Below are 17,552 nucleotides of genomic sequence, written 5' to 3'. Positions count from 1 at the left end.
AGCTTGCTCTGGAAACGGTGTCCAGTTTCAGCCAGAAACCGTGTCCAGTTTCGGCCAGAATACGCATTCCTCACTGTCTGTAATTGTTTTGCCTAAAATGATACCTGTAGAGGTTTTGAGAGTTAGGATTTGATCTAAAACCGAACGACAAATTAACTTAGTTGAGCCTCTACCCCCACATAAAAAATGGTAATAGATTTGTCACCACCACCGAGCATCACAATTAACTTATCTCCGCGACGAACATAGTACATACGAAATCCGGGGCAGAAAAATTCCCTCACCTCACAGACATCCTCTGGTGACAACATTAGTGTCACCAGAGATATAGTCGCTCATGGCCTGAACGGAATCGGCAGTCGTGAAGTGCGCGTGAATAAAATTGGCACTCAAAAATCGGGACAGGCAACAAGCCAAAACCAGCACACACCAGGGTGAATTGTTCACCCATGAGTTGTCGAACTATCACATACACGGTTTTTTCAAACCAGCGTGGGCGCTGGTCGTGGTAAACGTGCTGGGGGATCTCTAAGCCCTGCTCTTTCGCATCGCGTCGCTTCTGGAGAAAACGCGTAACATCTCTACCAACTTTGCGCCGCCGGTATTTGTATTTATTAACCAAAAAGTTCGCTGTGTGAGCCAAGCCGCGCCAATCGAAGAGTGTCAGCACCAGACTTGCGATAGATCAGCAGAAGATCAGGCTTGACATGACATTCTCGGTAGCCATCCCAATCGCCGGAAAGTTCATGATCGCGGTAACGCGCATCAAGGGACTGATCAGTCGCTAGAGCGACCAGCACCATCTTGAGCGCGTCATCGAGCATAGAGCGATGCCGGCCCTTTGCCTCACGTTTGTAGTCGCGTTTAAAGGCAGAGGAGCGTTCAAACGCCCGCATGCAAGTCCGCCATAAGATCGTCTACACTATTGAAATTCTTGCCCTTGCCTGCTTCCAGCTCGGAAATGGCTTTCTTCGTTGTGACGTTTGGCACCTTCACATCGAATGGCAAGCGGTGTTCGTCGGCGATGCGCAGCATCAAGAGACGGATAGCGTCGGAAATCGACAGCCCCATCGCTTCGAGCGCGCTGGCAGCGCGCTCCTTGGTGTTGCTATCGATGCGGGCGCGTACGTAGGTATCGGCGGTGCTCATCGCAAATTCTCCGGAAAATGAATAATCTATATTGTAGTCACAATGAGGCTACATAGCAAGGCGCTACGTCCAGTGCGTCTGAGACCTACAAACGTCAACTGCCGAGGATTTCTCGGCAGTTCAACCCAAGCTCTTATGTACTCAAAGTGTGAAATACCTTTCCGGGTTGCGCAGCTCTATCAACACTCCATAAAGCGTTAGTAACGACCATAGACGCCCGGGTCTTCAAATGAAGTCTATCGAAAACTATATGCCATATAGTTTTGCCGTCTAATTGTAAGCCCCCCGCAAACTAAATTTAAGCTCACTTGGTTTGCATGAGCTTGTTAACGCCGAAGTAAATTTGACCCAGCAGAGCGATTCTTTATGATTTTGTTCATTGAACCGCCCCGGGTTTTGAGGAGGCTCCGTTATTTGAGACAATGGAGTCATCATGAGCAAAACCCGAACCAAATTTACCCCCGAAATGCGCGAGCGAGCAGTTCGCATGACGCGAGAAGCCCGTAAGGATTGCCCCGTATGGGTATTGGAAACATGCTGCCTGCCAACGCAACCCTGATTTGCGCAGTGCCCGCGCCATTGCCAATGAACAACGCATTGAGCAAATACAAATTGTTTGGTACAAGAACAAACGAGTTTACGGTGCAGACAAAGTGTGGAAGGCCATGAAGCGGGAGAACCTTGTGGTGGCCCGCTGCACGGTTGAACGCTTGATGCGCCGAATGGGCTTGCGCGGTGTTATTCGCGGCAAGGCGCAGCGCACCACCTTTGCAGACCCAAAGGCAGCTTGTCCACTGGACCTTGTCAAACGCCAGTTCAAAGCTGACCGGCCCAATCAATTGTGGGTTTCTGATTTCACCTATGTTTCAACCTGGCAGGGGTTTGTATATGTAGCTTTCGTCATTGACGTATTCTCACGGCGCATTGTTGGCTGGCGGGCCAGCCGCTCCATGCGAACAGACTTTGTGCTCGACGCACTGGAACAAGCATTGTAGGACCGCCAACCAGACAGAAACCAGTCACTGATTCACCACAGCGACAGGGGATCACAATATGTGTCCATCCGGTACAGCGAACGGCTTGCTGAGGCGGGCATTGAGCCATCAGTGGGCAGCAAAGGCGACAGCTACGACAACGCACTGGCAGAGACCATTAACGGCTTGTACAAAGCTGAAGTGATTCACCGCAGAAGTACATGGAAAACAATTGAATCAGTGGAGCTGGCCACGTTGGAATGGGTGGCTTGGTTCAATCATCACAGACTGATGTAGCCCTTGGGTTACATTCCACACGCCGAAGCAGAGATGAATTATTATCAACAACCCGGTCAGCAGGCCGAACAAACCTGCACTTAAGCAAATTGGCCTCTACGAAAGCCGGGGCGGTTCACGGGGCGGTTCAAGGCGATGAAAGTTTGCTACTTGTTGAGCATGGTCGAGACCTTTCTTTATATGGACGAAGCGGGCCAAGCAGCCTCAATGCTTGCAAACGTCTTCTATAAAATGTTTCAAAGACTAAAATTTAATACGACATCTCGGGATGTCTGGATTTAAAATTCGTTATTTGACGATTGCCGGATCATCAATCTTTTTGCAGAGCAAAAAAATGAAACTTTTCAAATGGTTTTTTATTATTTTAATTTCAATCCCTATTGTTCTTGCAATATTCTTCTATGCAAGAAACAAAGCGATTGGACCAACAGGATGGGCAAAAGACAATACTGAGGAGGCACTACGGGGCAAGATGAAAGACCCAAACTCGATGACAATACGTTCGTCTTTTGTAATTCAAAAGACCACCCCAGACGGAGACAATGAAATTTTTGTTTGTGGCATCGTGGATGGAAAAAATAGCTTTGGAGCTTATACTGGCGGATCTCGATTTGCTTCTCGAAGCGTAGCATCAAAGCTCGGTACTTTCGACACCTATGACGTCGAAATGGAGGACGTTTCCAATACGGAAGAGGCTCACAAGGTAAATATGCTATCTCCGTTTGAATCCGTTTATTGGAATAGCTATTGCGTCGACTCCAAACATCCACCCATCCATATCGAAGGATAGGGCCTATTTATACATATGCTGGACTGAGACCGAGTGAGGTATAGAGCCTCACCGGCTCCATTATTTTCATGGGCGATAAATAGCAGAGCTGCGATTATCAGTGGTGAGAGCATCCGCTGCGATGGAATCCAATCCGCACCTGCTCGTGTGACTTGAGATCGCGCTGAACGAACCAGCTCACTGGCCGATGTCTTCTCGCAATATCCGCCTAAGTGCTGGAACCACGTGCAATACACATTCTTACTGGCCGTCGAGGCTTGGCCCATAAACTGGGCCACATCCCCGCCTTTCAGTCCTTTCGTCTTAAATTAAGCAGCTGCTGCATGTCGGAGAGCGTAGAACAAGAGTGGAAAGGCCGCACGCGACTCACTTCGAAGTGATGTTGTGTTCCGAAACACTTTGCGATTTCACAAGATCGGTGCCATGAACCACCCGGATGCATTTGGCCGTATTCCCTCCTTCAGTTTGTATGACTGTAGGGTAGATGGATCGAAGAAATGGTGTTCTATGTCCTTCTCCATCTCGGTAAGTATTTTGCGACCTTGTTCAGAAAAATGCCGACTGATTTTCTGTGCTTCCTGCTGTTGTCGTATTTGACGTTTGGCGTTTTCAAGGTGGGAATCGCTTTCAAATGTCTGATCGAGATCCTTGAAGGTTTTCCGCATCATCGAAGTGATAAGGAAAGGGTGCGCCCTGCCCTCTTCCTGATGGCTTGCTGCTGCCTTTTCACGATCCCTAGCCTCTCCAGTTTGTCGATGGTTCTGGAAATGGATTTTGTGGAAATGCCAATCAGGGTCGATGAGCGAATCTGCGTCACGAAGGTGGATCCCGCCGCGTTCGAGTAAGGACATCAAATTGGTTCAATCTCCGAACTTCCAAACCCAATCCAAAGGTCAACAAAAAAGGCAGGATTTAGAATTCTCAACATGGCAGCTCGAAATGAAAACCGCTACATCCAGTTGGATCTGGAATACGTGATAACTTAAGCTTCAGCCGGAAGGCTTCGCCCACATATTCAGAGCAAATTGATATCAAAGGCATTCCTGTTGACCAGTTAAACACAAAGCATCAATGCCTTGACGCATAAGCTGATTAAACACGAAGAGGGTGCGCTGAGCGTCCAAACCATGGACCCTACCGAAACTCTCGTTGAAAAAGCTCTATCATTCTTACGTCGATACGCTCAGGAGGAAGCTAGTTTCCTAAGGCATGAGTGGGATTCGGCCCTAGTCCGACACATCTATGATGTGCATCGAATTATGAAAGGTGACGCGAACTCCGTGGCGAAAGCGAGAAGGATTTTCAAAGAAACCTTGATAGATGAGCGCATCGACTGGGGATCTCAATTCCCAGAGTTTGCCTTAGATCCAGTCCATGTACTTCGAGTTGCGCTTCACCAGTCTGCAGTGGATTTGGAAATTAGAGCCCAATACAGAGTCAAACTGATACCCCCGATATACGATAGCAAAAAAAAACCGGAAATCTAAGTGGCATTTGATGATTTCGCCAACGTGAGCCAAACCTTGATCGATATGGCTGATTGAGTGAGCCGGCAACCTCCTTAAAGTGTTTATAGCATAAACGCCCCGAATTCATTGGCTTCCAGGGCCTCACCATGAAAAAAGCCCCAAAACCATACAGGATTGGGGCTCATCGCTGAATAACAAAGACAGCGAGTTTAGACACTTCTGGATCGCTCAAACTGCTTCAAAAACTGCTCGGCTTCCGCCTCATCCTCAAAACTCAAAACCACACTGTTTTTTCGGCGCACAGCGGCGGAAAATGACCAACCCTTCAAATCGACCTTTCGTGCTCGAGCAGGGGAGGGCGCAGCCTTTTTGGCTGAATAGGCCGACTCAAATGAGGTCAGCGCTTTTTGCCAGGATTTGAGCGCAGCGTCTTCACCCACACCCGTCGCAAGCATTTCATCCTTGGAGAGAGTAGGGGAGAGTGACGTCACCTCAGAAAAGGTGGTGTCGATCATCTCGATTGCATTCTGAATTACTTTGCTATGCTTTGCACCTTTGGTTTCAGACAGCAGCTCGACAAATCTTTTAATCACGTTGGAACCCACGCGAACACGAGCGCGCTTCATCGCAAGTACCAACTCGGATGGAAGTTTCTCCATTGATAGGACTTGAGAAATGTAAGCAGCGCTGAACCCGGTTTCAACAGCAAGCTGACGAACAGACTTTTGCTCACCTTCGCCAGCGCGTAAGATCTTCAGTCCTTCGAAAACCTCAGCAATACCCAGTTCTGGTTGTAAAAGGTTGGAAACGAACGCGGCCTTGGTACCGTCATCCTTCAAATTCACCACATTCACAGGCACCGACTGGTGACCCAGTTCTTTCATAGCTTGCAGTCTGTTGTGACCTGCCACAACCATGTAAAGAAATTGGGGATCATCGGACTTGCGAACCGTAATCGGATTGAACAAGCCATCCGATTCAATGGAGGCTTTCAGCCGGTGGAATTCAGCGGGCGACAAGGCGCGTTTGTTTTTGGAATCGAAGCCAATAGAGACAATATCCACCAGCACGGGGGCCACATCGGTACCAAGTACCTCCATGGCCTTGTTCAGAACATCCATCCCACTCAGTGATTTGGCTGGACGGATGGTGGACAGCGGAGTAGAGGAGGGCGTATTGGGTAAATCATTTACCAAGAACCGGTTCATCATGCCTTGCTTGGTTTTGTTATTCATTATCCATCTCCCAATCTTGCCCCCAGGCCCGAATCAATTGCAAGTCCACATGATCCACTAACTCATCCATTCGATCCTTGTATTTTCGGAACGCCGCATTAGATCCAATGGCTTTGGTCTGATCGTAGACCGTCATCAAACCGAACGAAAAATTGTCAACAGCCGCCGATTCAGGAATGCTGATAGTAGTCAGGTGCTCACCAAAAGCCTTTGCCATCCAGCCCGTGATCAAAGTGCTCATTTCCTTGGCTTTGACCCGGCTGGGCACCACGCTGATGAAATCGAAAGTTTTGTCGCGCACTGCTGGAATGTCATCCAACGAGGGTTTTTCGCCACCCTCTGCTGTTGATCCCAAGATGCCTTCGAACATTTGGTACACCAGCCGCCAAAACTGCGTTGAACTCGCAAAATCCACCGAATTGGGTGGAATCGGCATGATGATCCCGTCCGCACTGAAAATCATATTGAAAGTGAGGTAATTCAGCGAAGGAGGACAATCAATGATGATGGCGTCGTAATCCTGGGCAAGATCCATCAATCCGCTGTGCATCGCAGCCCAAAACTTGTAGCTTCGGTCTTTTGAATACCTAGCAGGCAAATAGAAGTCGGCGCCATACAGAGAGATATTGGCTGGAATCAGGTCCAAGTTTTCCCAGTACGTCTTTTTGACTGCATAGCGAAGGTCAGGTTGGTCACCGTACAAATAGGGCATGACGGTGGACTCATCGTCAATGTCCACATCGGGCGCAAAACCGGCCAATTGGGTCAATGTACCCTGAGGGTCCGCATCCAACAGCAAAACCTTTCTCGCGCCTCGCAATGTCAAGCCCTGTGCAATGCAAAATGAGCTCGTCGTTTTGCCTGTACCGCCTTTGAACACCGTGGTGCAGATAATCCTTCCACGTTGCCCGGCAGGTCGCTTCGGTCGCGGATTGAATTTCTGGACATAAGCCAGCGTCTCTGCCAAAGTGAAGTGCCTGGCGTTTGAACCATCGGGAATCTCACCCTCGGGCAAATCATTGCTTTCGCTTGATGCCAGCTGGTTGATTCTTCGACGATCCAAATCAAGCAGAGTGGCCAAATGCGCAGAACTGAAAGAAGGCGCAAGCTTTCGAGGCTCAGGCTCAAGAAGCTTGGTGCGAACAGCGTCCAGCACTTGGGAACTGGACACACTGAGTTCGCCAATGTGTTTGAGATCGTAATTGGTAATGGCTTGTTTATTCATGAACAGGATCCAAGATCGACTCTCGTTATTTTACTCGTTTTCAGTGAAAAAACTTAAAAATCGAGAAATTTCTTTGTTGTAGAGTCTTTCTGGATATTTGTTCTTTGGATCGCTCTCTGATCACTGGAAATGAGACAGTTTCGTCGATTCAGTCAAAAATCGGCATGATTACAGTTGTTTACCACTGTTCTTCTTGAAAGTTGGATGTTCTTTGTGGCTGATAACTTGAAGCATTCGAGATCAAGAATGCATGTTCCATGTTTCGATTTTTGTCGGTGTGGGCAATGTAACGAAATTTTGAGGAAAAGTTGATCCATGAAAAATGGATCTAACAATTCGGATTTCGACATAGAAAAAATCTATTGCTTTTTAGTTCATACAACATGTTTCTTAAGAAATTTAACAATTTGGGTCGAGCACTTTCTTGGTGACTGGTTTTTGTCGCGTCTGGACAAGCATGATTGTCGGCTAGTGAGCTTCAGGCTTGCCTGAAAGCGAACTTTAGCCCGATGCGAGTTGAGCAAGAGCTTTGCTCGCGGCGAAACCGCATCCAGCGACGCTGCGTAGTATCACAGCTTTTGGCAAGTCACCGGTTGTTATTTATATAAGTTAAAAAAATGTTACGGTTTAAAAATTAGCTTTAGATGTTTGTTTTTGTTGTGATTTTTTGTTGTTGCTGTGGGTGATCTACCGATACTGCGTGGGTGAAAACCCGTGTTTTTTGTGGGCGATGTAACGACTGATTGACACAGACTGTTTGTAGCTGCCTGTTTTTTACTCACTGTTACGGTGTGGATAACCACTGCAACGCTTGATTCGACGGGGTTTTTGAGAGGTTTGTGTGGGTGATATAACGTCAAAAGCGTGGGTGATGTACCGAAGTCAGTGTGTGGGTGATATACCGACAACTTGGCATTCAATTCAGAAGTCCTAGCAGTCTGTTTTTTTCTTTCGGCAAGAAAGTGACGGTGTCACGTTCATCCACTGTAAAAATGAAATTGGGCAGCGCGTTGTCTTTTGCGATGTCTTTGATCATTCGCCGAAACTCCCGCAATTCGGCTTGGCTTCCACATTTTTCACGCAGCAGCTCAAGACCGATTTTCCAGCCGGATTGTTTGCCCACGTGTTTTCTGGCGATCTCATAGAGACGTTTTTCCAGTGGTTTGCGCAGATGGAAGTAAGCCGCATCAATGGTGAGCACTTCAAAGGCCTGGATGGCGTTGTAGAGCCATTTGGACAGAGTGACTTCCACAGCCACCATCACAGATTTGTTTGGGGCCTTTTCAACGATACGCCAGCTGTCCAGAATGCCGAAGGATTCTTTGATTCGCTCTCCACCGGTGCGGATGTCCGTTTTGATCCGTGTGCCCGAAAGGCGCTCCAGGCTCTCTTCCAGGCGCTTGTATTCCTTTCCACCAGTGCTTTTGTTGGTTTTGATGAGGTAATCGTAGACACAGAAACGAATCGTGCGGCTCTTCGCATCCGGGCGATCAAGATTCAGGCCTTCTGTCATCTGAGACACCAGAAAAATCAAAATGTCTTTGTCGTGCTGGGTGGCTCGTCCTTTGACGCTGGGCGTCACTTCCAGCGATTTGTTTCCGTCCTTACTGACCCACTTCCACACACGCAGATCCGGCTTTGTGGCCAACGAGAAAATAGGAGCCTCCATCGAGGCACCATCGTCTTTCAGCGCGTAATCAAGCAGATCAGCCACAAACAGATCGCCGTTTGGATTCTCCAAATCACGCAAATTGGAACGGCGCAGGCGTCCACCAATTCGCATCAAAGCGTTGTCTTCAGTGGATTCTGCCATGGCAGCCGGTTCAATTTCCTTGACCTCACCCGCCTCGGCTTTGAGACGCGCAGCCTCAGCCAAACGACGAATGCGCTCAGGAATGATGGGACTGCTCATCTGGTGATCAGAAGTAGGGGGGAACAAATCGGGCTGAGTGTCAGGCTTGGTCATTGCAGTGTCGAAGCAGAGTGAAGTTCACGGCCATATTTGTTGGACAATCAACTGTAACATTTTAGGGCCGCATCAAAACAGTGTGGCGCTCCAATTAAATCGGAGCGCCCCTGCTGGTTAATCAATCGCTCGATAGATCATCACAGCCTCAGAATGGCCTGCAGCGTAATCGCGCAAGTGATGATACAACTCGGAAACATCAGCGCTTTGTAGATCCCAGGCCAGCTGATTCAAGGCAAACAAAGTCACCACAATGCCCATGGCGTCGGCGGTCAATTCCCCAGAAAACAAATTGCCGTCCACTGTGACCCGGTAAGTGTCGTTGGAAGAGGGCGCCATGTAAAAGCCACCGTTCGACAAGCGATACATTTCCCAATAGCCGTCATCATAATTGGCAGCCAACCGGCCAGCCCAACCATACACAAGAGCTTCAAACCTCATCATGTGCCGGCCAAACAACTCAGGCAGAACCGACAAGCGTTCTTGACCTTGCAAAGCCCTGGCCACAATTTCGACATTATCAAATAAATCTTTACTCATCATTTTCCTCCCGATAGTTCTAAACCGCCTCGATACAAACACGCGACTGATAACAGACCTCGCACCTGGCCATGGGAATCAGATTTCCCCAAGTCCAAAAACCCACACCCTCCAACTCATGCGAAACGAAAACCTCAAGAAAAGACTGCATCGCAGCCGATTCGCCGTGGTCGTCGCCAGTCTTCAAGACCTCCATCAGCTCGATAGCCACAACAAAACGTTTGCTTAAAAATTTTGCTTTTTGGTGAGCCTCGGGGGGTACGGGGGGAACGCCCGTGTCCTTCTTGCTCAGATGCGAAAGGGGATCAATGAGTCTTGCCATGTTTGGGTCCTCTCTGGTTGTGAAAAATATTTGCTCTTCGGAGCCGCCTCGCAGAACAAAGAGACCGGGCAGGAGAGGGCGCAAGATCGCGCGCGCAAGCCGCAGTCCGATCGCAGTGAGGAACCGGGTGAGCACGCGCCACAGGGCAATCTTGTGCACACGAATGCTCGGGCTATGGTTCGAAGAAGTAGGGCGGTCCGACAGCAAAAATGCTCAACCGAGAAGTGCAACCAACGGAAAGATCGAAACCCTCGCGCAATGAGCAAGGAATGAAGTAGTCATCCTCTTGCAGCAAAGCCGCCTGGACGGGGTCTTAGAAAGGTTTTCAGGACGATCTGTGCCTGCACAGTTCGTCAGAAGATGCTGCGAACCCGAAGGGCAGGGCGCATGACCGGCAGGTGATGTGCCCTGGCAGCCCGGACAAAGGATTGAAGCCCGAATGGGGCGAGACCCGATTCACAGAATTGGGCTCGACACGTAGCGCGAAAGCCTGGCCCGAAGGGTGGCCAACACACACCACAGGATCCACTTTGCGAGTCAGCCAAGAAAGAGAACACAAGCAACATGACTGACCCCATGAAAAGCCCCCTAATGACGGTATTCTTTTCACATGGCTCAGATGTTGATAATACAATTAGGAGCTTTTTAATTTAAAGCACATTTATACAACTATAACCTAGGACAACTTTCATGAAATTATCAAAAATTCTTGCCGCAACTGCTCTGATCGCCGTAACCACAGGCGCATTTGCTCAAGCAGCTGACGTAGGCGCGGACACCCAGGCAAACACACCTGTGGCCTCAGCCAAGGCAGGTAAAAAAGCACACAAACACCACAAACATCACGCACACAAGCGTCACAAGCATCACGCAGCCAAGATGGCCAAGTAATTCAAACTTGGTTTTAAAGCAGTGCATCAAAGGTCAGCCCGCAAAAGCTGGCCTTTTTGTTTTATGAACGGATCTTGAATCTCAAAGACAAAACTTCACGGCATCAATTTTTTTGCATTTAGATTCAGTCACCTGCATGTTTACCAGATATCTAAATTAAACATGTCTAAAGGTGGCCGTAGAAGATCAGGCGACATTAAAGTTGGCAGTGATTAATACCAATATTATCGGTTCTGCTTACAGCCGTTTACGGTTGGCAGCACACATTGACCCAAATGGGCTGGTTTTTCACCAAGGCAGCGCTATTAACTTTTGGTGGCGCTTACGCTGTCCTGCCTTATGTATTTCAAGGTGCTGTTAACGGGTACGGTTGGTTAACGCCGGCCCAGATGATTGACGGCTTGGCGTTGGGCGAGACAACCCCAGGGCCACTGATTATGGTCGTGACATTCGTCGGGTTCGTGGGTGGCTACCCAACGCCTGACAACGGCAGTCCAAGACAAGGGATTGATGCCCGACATAGGCGAGACGAGCCCAATGGCGAAGGCTCGACGCTCTGCGCGAAAGCCCGGCCCATCAGGGTGGCCCACACAGTGACTTTGAATTGCAGCTATATTTAGATGGCCAACAACCGCACGGAAGCAATTGATGAAACTGGATGAATTGGTACAAATCATTGAGAACGCAGGGGGCTGCGAATGGGCCCAGGAATCCGCAGTTGATTTACTGCCCAAAATCAACCACCTAGAGGCGACAGGCGGCTTTGAGAAGCTTTTCAAACAGCTACGCCAAGCAAAGGAACCCGGTGATTTCAGAGGTCGTGTCTTGGAAGTGAATTTTGCAGGCCAGTTTTTAAAATACCACGGCAACCTACGTTATGAAGCCAAACAAGGTAGACCTGGCGACATTGATTTCTGCTGGCAGGTGAATGATCACAAAGTATTCATTGAAATGAAACTGTTGCAAGAAGATCAAAAAACCAAAGCACAGATTCAGAGTCAGACCATGCAACGAGGGGTTTTCTTTATATGTCGAGACAATGACCACATCGACATTGTCAGGCTTCAGCGAGACATCATTAACAAAGCCACCATCAAAAAATTCGATCCAGTGCCCAAACCGGGCACTCTCAATTTTGTGGCGATTGACTTGACTGAAATCGAACTCGGCATGGTCGACCTATCAGATTGCCTACTGGCTGTTGGCGGGAATCCGTTGGTTCTTCAATATGGGCACCATTCACACACAGTAAGTGATGTGGTTGGTGTCTTCGAGTCCAAAACCAGACCTTTCAGTCCAGCAGAATTGGCGTGGGTTCGAGAGATCCATGCCATCCCAAATGATCAACCGCATCCGAGAGACTACATACATGGCGTTATTTTTCTAAATCGCTCGCCGGCGAACAAAGCCTTGTTGGGTTACGAATTAAGGGCCCGATTAATCATCAATCAACACCTACCCATCGAAAGATCCGTTCTGGACCAAGTCATTGGTGAATTTTACAAAGCAATTCCGTTTGCAGATGCCAAACAAACCCAGCGCAGCGAGTACGCCGGGTCACGATAGGATCAGGCTCCACGCCCAGCCTTGAGAATCCGATCCGCGCAGGCAAACACCTTGCGAATCGATGCATCAGACAGAGTGTCCGCACCCAGCCAGCCCTGGATGTAAGCACGAGAAGATTCCTGGCCAGGCAGTCCCAACATCGAGGTGACCAAGTACGCCACCGACTCCGCCTCGACCTCGCAGAGGGTGCGGGGCGTCGCCTCGTCATCGGACATCAAGTGCGCGGTGGTGTGTCCCAGACGCACATGGGCCATCTCGTGACATGCCGTCTTCACCGGATAAACGGCCAAAGGGTTCACAGCAATGCGATTGCCCTGCGCATAACCCTGGCAATTGCCGTTCAAGTGCTCAAAGTCCACTTTATCAATCTGCAGCGCGGCCAACGCTTGGGGAAGATTCCAATCGGGCAGGGTGGGCCACTCGGTTTCAGCCCCGTCTGTCTGGCTGAGGACAAACCAGTGCGGCTTCAAGGCGAAGAAAGTCCGAGTGCAAGCTTCAACGCTGCCGTCGGCTGCCTCGACTTCCTGCTGTTTGGTCAACGGCATGAAGAGGCTGATCGCCTTCTCGCCCTTGCGGACCTGACGTCCTTTGGCTTTACAGGCACTGAAGCTGGCCAGCGGCGAAACTCGAATGCCACGTTGCTTGCATTGCAAATAGGCCAGAGACTGGTTCAACACAGAAAACCCGTGAAACGCCTGGTAGGCTGAAGACAAGGCACCGGGCTCAGTCAAGGCTTGCTGCAACAGCGCCGAATAGCCGCCAAGATCAACCCCAGCGTTGCATGCGCAGAAAAAGCGACTTGCGCTATGATGAAGACAGGAACCGCAGGGGATAGAACAAGATGTGTGGCCGCTATGTACTCGAAGGACCAGTGTCCCGATACCAGCAATACTTCGACGCCAAGCTCACCGAAAGCTTCGATGATTTCGACATTGGGCGATACAACATCGCACCAACGATGACGGTTCCCGTGGTCCGCATCAACCGAAAGGAAGAGCGGGTGCTGATTCGCCACCGCTGGGGGCTGATCCCGTCCTGGGCCAAAGATGCCTCGATCGCGGCCAAGTTAAACAACGCACGCGGCGAAACCGTCCATGAAAAACCCTCGTTTCGAACAGGTTTCAAACGCTTCAGATGCCTCATCCCGGCCAGCGGCTACTATGAATGGCAAGCGCCACCCAAAGGCAGCAAAGGCAAAAAACAACCGTTCTACATTTCCCCGACTGACGCACCATTTTTTGCCATGGCCGGAGTCTGCGACCACTGGACCGATCCAATCTCTGGTGAGCTGATCCTATCAACCGCCATCATCACCACAGAACCCAGCCCCCAACTAGCTCACATTCATGATCGCATGCCGGTCATGATCGCGAGAGACGATTGGAATTGGTGGCTAGACTCAAAAAATCAGAACCTATCGGATCTTAGAAAAAGTATCCACCCCGATCAAAAAGTAAAAGCATGGCCAGTTGGGTTTTCAGTCAGTGGTGTCGGAAAGAATAGAGAAGACTCATCAAACTTGATAGTTCCTAGTGAAGTTACTGACTTCACCGTTATCGTCCGATAACTCTAGTTAGGCTTAAAAAATTATGAATATCAATAGTAGAAAGATGTTGCACTGCAATGCGTGCTTTGGTCTCCGCTGGCACTCAGTGCTTTTCTCAACGAGACGCGAGTATGTTCAAGAACTCGACGAAGACGATGAGTACCGTGAAGTTACGGACTACCAGCTTGCTGAGTGCAATGGTTGCGAAGCTATAACGCTTCACACGCGGTGGGCTAATTCGGGGCAGCCGGAGCCAATTGAAGAACAATGGCCCCCGAAGATTTCGCGGCGACAACCAAAGTGGATGATGGACTTGTTCTGGTTAGAGCTAAATAACAATTCGTTCAAGCAGGACTTCATACAGGAGATCTACTCTGCTCTTAAGGCTGGGAACCGAAGACTGGCGGTCCTCGGTGTGCGAGCGCTCCTCGAACAGGTGATGCTTGAGAATGTTGGCGACCAAGGAAACTTCCTTGCGAACCTCAACAAGTTTGAGTTAGAGGGCTTCATTTCTCGTTTGCAGAGAGAAGCACTGCAGCCTGTAGTTGAGGCGGGCCATGCCTCTATGCATCGCGGCTTTAAGGCTTCTGAAACAGAAATCGATAGCATCCTCGACGTACTTGAGAACGTAATGGAGTCCATATACGTCAGCAAACACAGGGTTTCTGGCATTAGAGTTCCAAATAGAAGATCGAAGCCATGAGTAGCTGGACGGTACGATGTACCCTCAAAATGAAGCTCTGGATTGTCAATACAAGACAGGGTTGTCCACACTTTGCTTTTAATAAGAGACTTTGAACGTTGGACTATCCTCAGGCTTTGATCTGCGCCTATCGTAGATTTGTGTTGTCGCAATGTTGGCATGCCCTAGCCATTCCTGAACTTTCTTGATATCCGCATCATGGTCAAGTGCATTAGTAGCAGCGGTAGCACGTAATGAATGCACTCCGATCGGAAAACCCAAGACCATCGAATAATGGCGAACAATCTTATAAATTGCATCTGTGGTCATTCGGGACTCTGGATTCAAGTCTGCCCGATTACTCAATCGGCGAAACAAGGGTAGCTGACGATCTTGGCCATGACCTGCAGATGCCAAGTATTCATAGATCAAAGTGGCACTGCCGGGGTTCAGAGGCAAGTAACGAGTCTTGCCTCCTTTACCACTGACTTTGAGGTGCTTCACACCACGACGCTCTTCGATATCACCCACCTTTAATAAACACAGTTCTTCGCGTCGAAGCGCATGAAATAACAACGTCGACAAGATGGCCTTGTCTCGAAGGACCTTGAGACCTTGAGCTTTCATATCCGGGGCTTCTAGAAGTTTACGAGCCTGGATATCCGAGATTGTCGGAGTTTTTCCTTCGTAAGTATCGACCTTCGGGCGCTTGACACCATCCACTGGATTGTTGGGCACCGCGTTCACATCGCCTAAGTAGCCAAACAATGAAGACAGTGCAGCGAGTTTTCTGCGAATCGTACTCTTGGCCAGACTTCGGTTTTCAAGCTCGGCTCGCCAGGCCAAGACATGGGCTCGGGTGATAAGCCTCAGATCTTCAACCTGATCCAGCCCAACGAAGGCCATGAAATCATTCAGATCAATTTTGTAGGCACGACGGGTTTTTGCATTGTCGATGTTGGCGAACCATTCAACTTCAGGCGGGATGTCGCGCAACTGAGCAAACTGGTTGGTGCTCAACTGACGATTGCCAGTCTCAAGTGTCTGAAGTGTTGAGTTTTTGGTATCGGCCATGGGCTGATTGATGAGGTAAATGCCTACTTACTTTACTATTGATAAAATATATTATCAATAGTAGAATGAACGAATAAGTGAAGCTCATTCGTGCTTCAAGAAAACATCCTGTTTTCGTTTATATAAAACCATCCGCAATTCTGGTTCAACTAGAAAACTAGGGGACAGCTCATAAAACTCTAGACCATATTAAAAGGGCGTTCACCTGACTCATCATGTGAAGTGCATCATCGTTGATAGGACGGTACATTGATCACCTCGACCCACCGAGAATTATGCGCTTGGCGTCTGAAGGCTCACAACTCGTTTGAACTGGTTATAGTAGAAAATAACCAATTCATTCTGAAAAAAACATAAACTGTCATTTCAAATAAGACTAAATGCGAAAGCATCATCTTATTGACCCGGTTCTACCAAGATCTGGCACAAGGGTCACTACACTTGGGTGATGTTAACCCACCTCAGTAGTAGACTTTTGCTGCGTAAATTCACGTGGCAACACCAATAAAAAGGGAAACACAATGAAGACAGGATTATTGATTGCTATTACCGTGATGGGGCTTGGAATGAGCATAGAGACATACTCGGCGCAACCGTCAACAAATGACGTCGCAAAAACTGCTGAGTCTTTTATTTCTTATAACATGAAAGACCCTGACAGCAGCAAGTTTAGGTCAGTCAACGTATTTAGGCGTGCAGTATGCGGAGAGGTAAACTCTAAAAATTCATATGGTGCCTATTCTGGATTTACTGGTTTCGTAGTCGTTTTTGAGCACGATGACATGAAAACTTTGTATGGCCTAGTTCAAGGCTCCACCGATTACGTATCAGCTGGTGAGCCAGGCTATGAAAAAGCATTATTCGATGTAAAAAAGTACACAGCCCATCTCGCGGCGCAAAATAACAGTTACTCAAGCGGAACGACGATCAATGAGACTGAATTTGAGGCTGATTCGTTTTTCAAAGACGTCAAGGATACGTACTGCAAAAATTAAGCTAGTAGTGCATGCCAACGTGAAGCGACTCAACGCCCTCCCCTAGGAACACACTGAATAATTCATGATTTATAGTTCTACGGCACGCACGATTCGGTTGATCAATTTTTCTGACTCGAAATTCTCGGAATTAAACCTGAAACAGCCGATTTCGACCGGTTTTGGACTCTTCGAGTACGGTTTTTCTACCTTTTGAGCTCAACAGGACGCAACTTGGAGATGAAGAGCATCACTTTGTTTTTTGGTGATCAGAAGATTGGCCATTGCAAACAGCGTATACAACTAGACCGTATTTTTCCAGACCCCTGTAAACTTGCCCCCTTAATGACAGTACTAGATGCATGAACTTGCCCCCTGAATGACAGTACCGGAGGTGTTCCTTAAACTTGAAACTAGGAATACATCTATGTTTACAACTATAAGTTCAGTTGGCAAGCCCGAGCGGGTTGAAGTGATTACTGGTGTCCACCATTGGGCCACCATTGGGCCTCCAGTGGGCCAAATTTGCTATTGTCGAATTTGTGAGCATGAAAAAAGAGCCTGTAAATAAATTTGTGTAAGTGCATTCGGCCAATTAACCTCTTTCGAGGAAATGACTGATGATGAGCACACACACAATGGATCGTAGCAAATTACAAGCCTTGGCCAGCGAGCTGGCCAAGGACATCAAGACCGAAGGCGATTTAAATGCCTTGTCCCGAGAACTGCTGAAACTGACCGTGGAAACAGCGCTGGGCGCTGAGTTGACGGATCACCTGGGCTACAACAAACACGCCGACAGCAAACCCGCCAAGGGCAACAGCCGAAATGGCAGCACGCCCAAACGTTTGA

Annotated in this window: 18 protein-coding genes and 2 pseudogenes; 10 read left to right on the top strand and 10 right to left on the bottom strand. The window is 48.7% G+C overall.

Annotated features, from left to right (window positions below; all coding sequences use genetic code 11):
- Positions 1 to 614 precede the first annotated feature (614 nt).
- A complete protein-coding gene (locus QQJ87_RS12040) occupies positions 615 to 896 on the bottom strand; it encodes a type II toxin-antitoxin system YafQ family toxin (RefSeq protein ID WP_284282016.1) in 282 nt (93 codons plus the stop codon).
- On the bottom strand, positions 883 to 1,149 hold the full coding sequence (locus tag QQJ87_RS12035) for a type II toxin-antitoxin system RelB/DinJ family antitoxin (RefSeq protein ID WP_284282014.1): 267 nt from the start codon (positions 1,147 to 1,149) through the stop codon (positions 883 to 885). The genes QQJ87_RS12040 and QQJ87_RS12035 overlap by 14 nt, the downstream gene beginning before the upstream one ends.
- Before the next feature lie 497 nt (positions 1,150 to 1,646).
- On the opposite strand from QQJ87_RS12035, the pseudogene QQJ87_RS12030 reads away from it, so the two are divergent.
- Both QQJ87_RS12030 and QQJ87_RS12025 read left to right on the top strand, forming a co-directional pair.
- Positions 1,647 to 2,504, top strand: a pseudogene (locus tag QQJ87_RS12030) (IS3 family transposase); the annotation flags it as partial.
- A 184-nt stretch (positions 2,505 to 2,688) separates the two neighbouring features.
- Entirely contained in the window at positions 2,689 to 3,210 is a 522-nt protein-coding gene (locus QQJ87_RS12025) for a hypothetical protein (RefSeq protein ID WP_284282013.1), read from the top strand.
- Positions 3,211 to 3,617: 407 nt separating this feature from the next.
- Here QQJ87_RS12025 and QQJ87_RS12020 read toward each other — a convergent pair whose 3' ends face one another.
- On the bottom strand, positions 3,618 to 4,061 hold the full coding sequence (locus QQJ87_RS12020) for a hypothetical protein (RefSeq protein ID WP_284282012.1): 444 nt from the start codon (positions 4,059 to 4,061) through the stop codon (positions 3,618 to 3,620).
- Positions 4,062 to 4,286: 225 nt separating this feature from the next.
- Between QQJ87_RS12020 and QQJ87_RS14695 the strand changes: the two genes are divergently transcribed.
- Positions 4,287 to 4,697, top strand: coding sequence for a nucleotidyl transferase AbiEii/AbiGii toxin family protein (locus QQJ87_RS14695; RefSeq protein WP_431310104.1), 411 nt, complete (start codon positions 4,287 to 4,289; stop codon positions 4,695 to 4,697).
- Positions 4,698 to 4,888: 191 nt separating this feature from the next.
- Here the strand turns inward: QQJ87_RS14695 and QQJ87_RS12015 are convergent, their stop codons facing one another.
- From QQJ87_RS12015 to QQJ87_RS11995, 5 genes are all read right to left on the bottom strand, one after another.
- Positions 4,889 to 5,914, bottom strand: a complete 1,026-nt coding sequence (locus QQJ87_RS12015; RefSeq protein WP_284282011.1) for a ParB/RepB/Spo0J family partition protein — start codon at positions 5,912 to 5,914, stop codon at positions 4,889 to 4,891.
- Entirely contained in the window at positions 5,907 to 7,139 is a 1,233-nt protein-coding gene (locus QQJ87_RS12010; RefSeq protein ID WP_284282010.1) for an AAA family ATPase, read from the bottom strand. Before QQJ87_RS12010 ends, QQJ87_RS12015 begins: the two co-directional genes overlap by 8 nt.
- 916 nt (positions 7,140 to 8,055) lie before the next feature.
- Entirely contained in the window at positions 8,056 to 9,051 is a 996-nt protein-coding gene (locus QQJ87_RS12005) for a replication initiator protein A (RefSeq protein ID WP_284282009.1), read from the bottom strand.
- A gap of 171 nt (positions 9,052 to 9,222) precedes the next feature.
- Entirely contained in the window at positions 9,223 to 9,645 is a 423-nt protein-coding gene (locus tag QQJ87_RS12000; protein WP_284282007.1) for an antirestriction protein, read from the bottom strand.
- A gap of 19 nt (positions 9,646 to 9,664) precedes the next feature.
- The gene (locus QQJ87_RS11995; RefSeq protein WP_284282006.1) at positions 9,665 to 9,967 is read right to left on the bottom strand and encodes a hypothetical protein; all 303 of its coding nucleotides are present in this window, start codon (positions 9,965 to 9,967) and stop codon (positions 9,665 to 9,667) included.
- A 690-nt stretch (positions 9,968 to 10,657) separates the two neighbouring features.
- Here QQJ87_RS11995 and QQJ87_RS11990 point away from each other — a divergent pair.
- From QQJ87_RS11990 to QQJ87_RS11980, 3 genes and pseudogenes are all read left to right on the top strand, one after another.
- Positions 10,658 to 10,858 (top strand): hypothetical protein, encoded by a 201-nt coding sequence (locus QQJ87_RS11990; protein WP_284282005.1) that lies wholly within the window; start codon positions 10,658 to 10,660, stop codon positions 10,856 to 10,858.
- 233 nt (positions 10,859 to 11,091) lie between these two features.
- Positions 11,092 to 11,331, top strand: a pseudogene (locus QQJ87_RS11985) (chromate transporter); the annotation flags it as partial.
- A 175-nt stretch (positions 11,332 to 11,506) separates the two neighbouring features.
- The gene (locus QQJ87_RS11980) at positions 11,507 to 12,424 is read left to right on the top strand and encodes a hypothetical protein (protein ID WP_284282004.1); all 918 of its coding nucleotides are present in this window, start codon (positions 11,507 to 11,509) and stop codon (positions 12,422 to 12,424) included.
- A gap of 2 nt (positions 12,425 to 12,426) precedes the next feature.
- Here the strand turns inward: QQJ87_RS11980 and QQJ87_RS11975 are convergent, their stop codons facing one another.
- A complete protein-coding gene (locus QQJ87_RS11975; protein ID WP_284282003.1) occupies positions 12,427 to 13,155 on the bottom strand; it encodes an ArdC-like ssDNA-binding domain-containing protein in 729 nt (242 codons plus the stop codon).
- Between the two features lie 110 nt (positions 13,156 to 13,265).
- On the opposite strand from QQJ87_RS11975, the gene QQJ87_RS11970 reads away from it, so the two are divergent.
- Together QQJ87_RS11970 and QQJ87_RS11965 are read left to right on the top strand one after the other, a co-directional pair.
- The gene (locus tag QQJ87_RS11970) at positions 13,266 to 13,991 is read left to right on the top strand and encodes an SOS response-associated peptidase (RefSeq protein ID WP_284282002.1); all 726 of its coding nucleotides are present in this window, start codon (positions 13,266 to 13,268) and stop codon (positions 13,989 to 13,991) included.
- A gap of 22 nt (positions 13,992 to 14,013) precedes the next feature.
- On the top strand, positions 14,014 to 14,673 hold the full coding sequence (locus QQJ87_RS11965) for a DUF4145 domain-containing protein (RefSeq protein WP_284282001.1): 660 nt from the start codon (positions 14,014 to 14,016) through the stop codon (positions 14,671 to 14,673).
- A 78-nt stretch (positions 14,674 to 14,751) separates the two neighbouring features.
- On the opposite strand, the gene QQJ87_RS11960 is transcribed toward QQJ87_RS11965, so the two are convergent.
- Complete coding sequence (locus tag QQJ87_RS11960) at positions 14,752 to 15,726, bottom strand: tyrosine-type recombinase/integrase (RefSeq protein WP_284282000.1); 975 nt, start codon at positions 15,724 to 15,726, stop codon at positions 14,752 to 14,754.
- 521 nt (positions 15,727 to 16,247) lie between these two features.
- Here QQJ87_RS11960 and QQJ87_RS11955 point away from each other — a divergent pair.
- Positions 16,248 to 16,721, top strand: coding sequence for a hypothetical protein (locus QQJ87_RS11955; protein ID WP_284281999.1), 474 nt, complete (start codon positions 16,248 to 16,250; stop codon positions 16,719 to 16,721).
- A 617-nt stretch (positions 16,722 to 17,338) separates the two neighbouring features.
- On the top strand, positions 17,339 to 17,552 hold a 214-nt coding region (locus QQJ87_RS11950; RefSeq protein WP_284281998.1), incomplete at its 3' end, for a transposase.

Source organism: Limnobacter litoralis (assembly GCF_030160455.1).
Classification (GTDB): domain Bacteria; phylum Pseudomonadota; class Gammaproteobacteria; order Burkholderiales; family Burkholderiaceae_B; genus Limnobacter; species Limnobacter litoralis.
The sequence above is the reverse complement of the archived record's forward strand: the minus strand, read 5'-3'. Positions and strand labels throughout refer to the sequence as shown.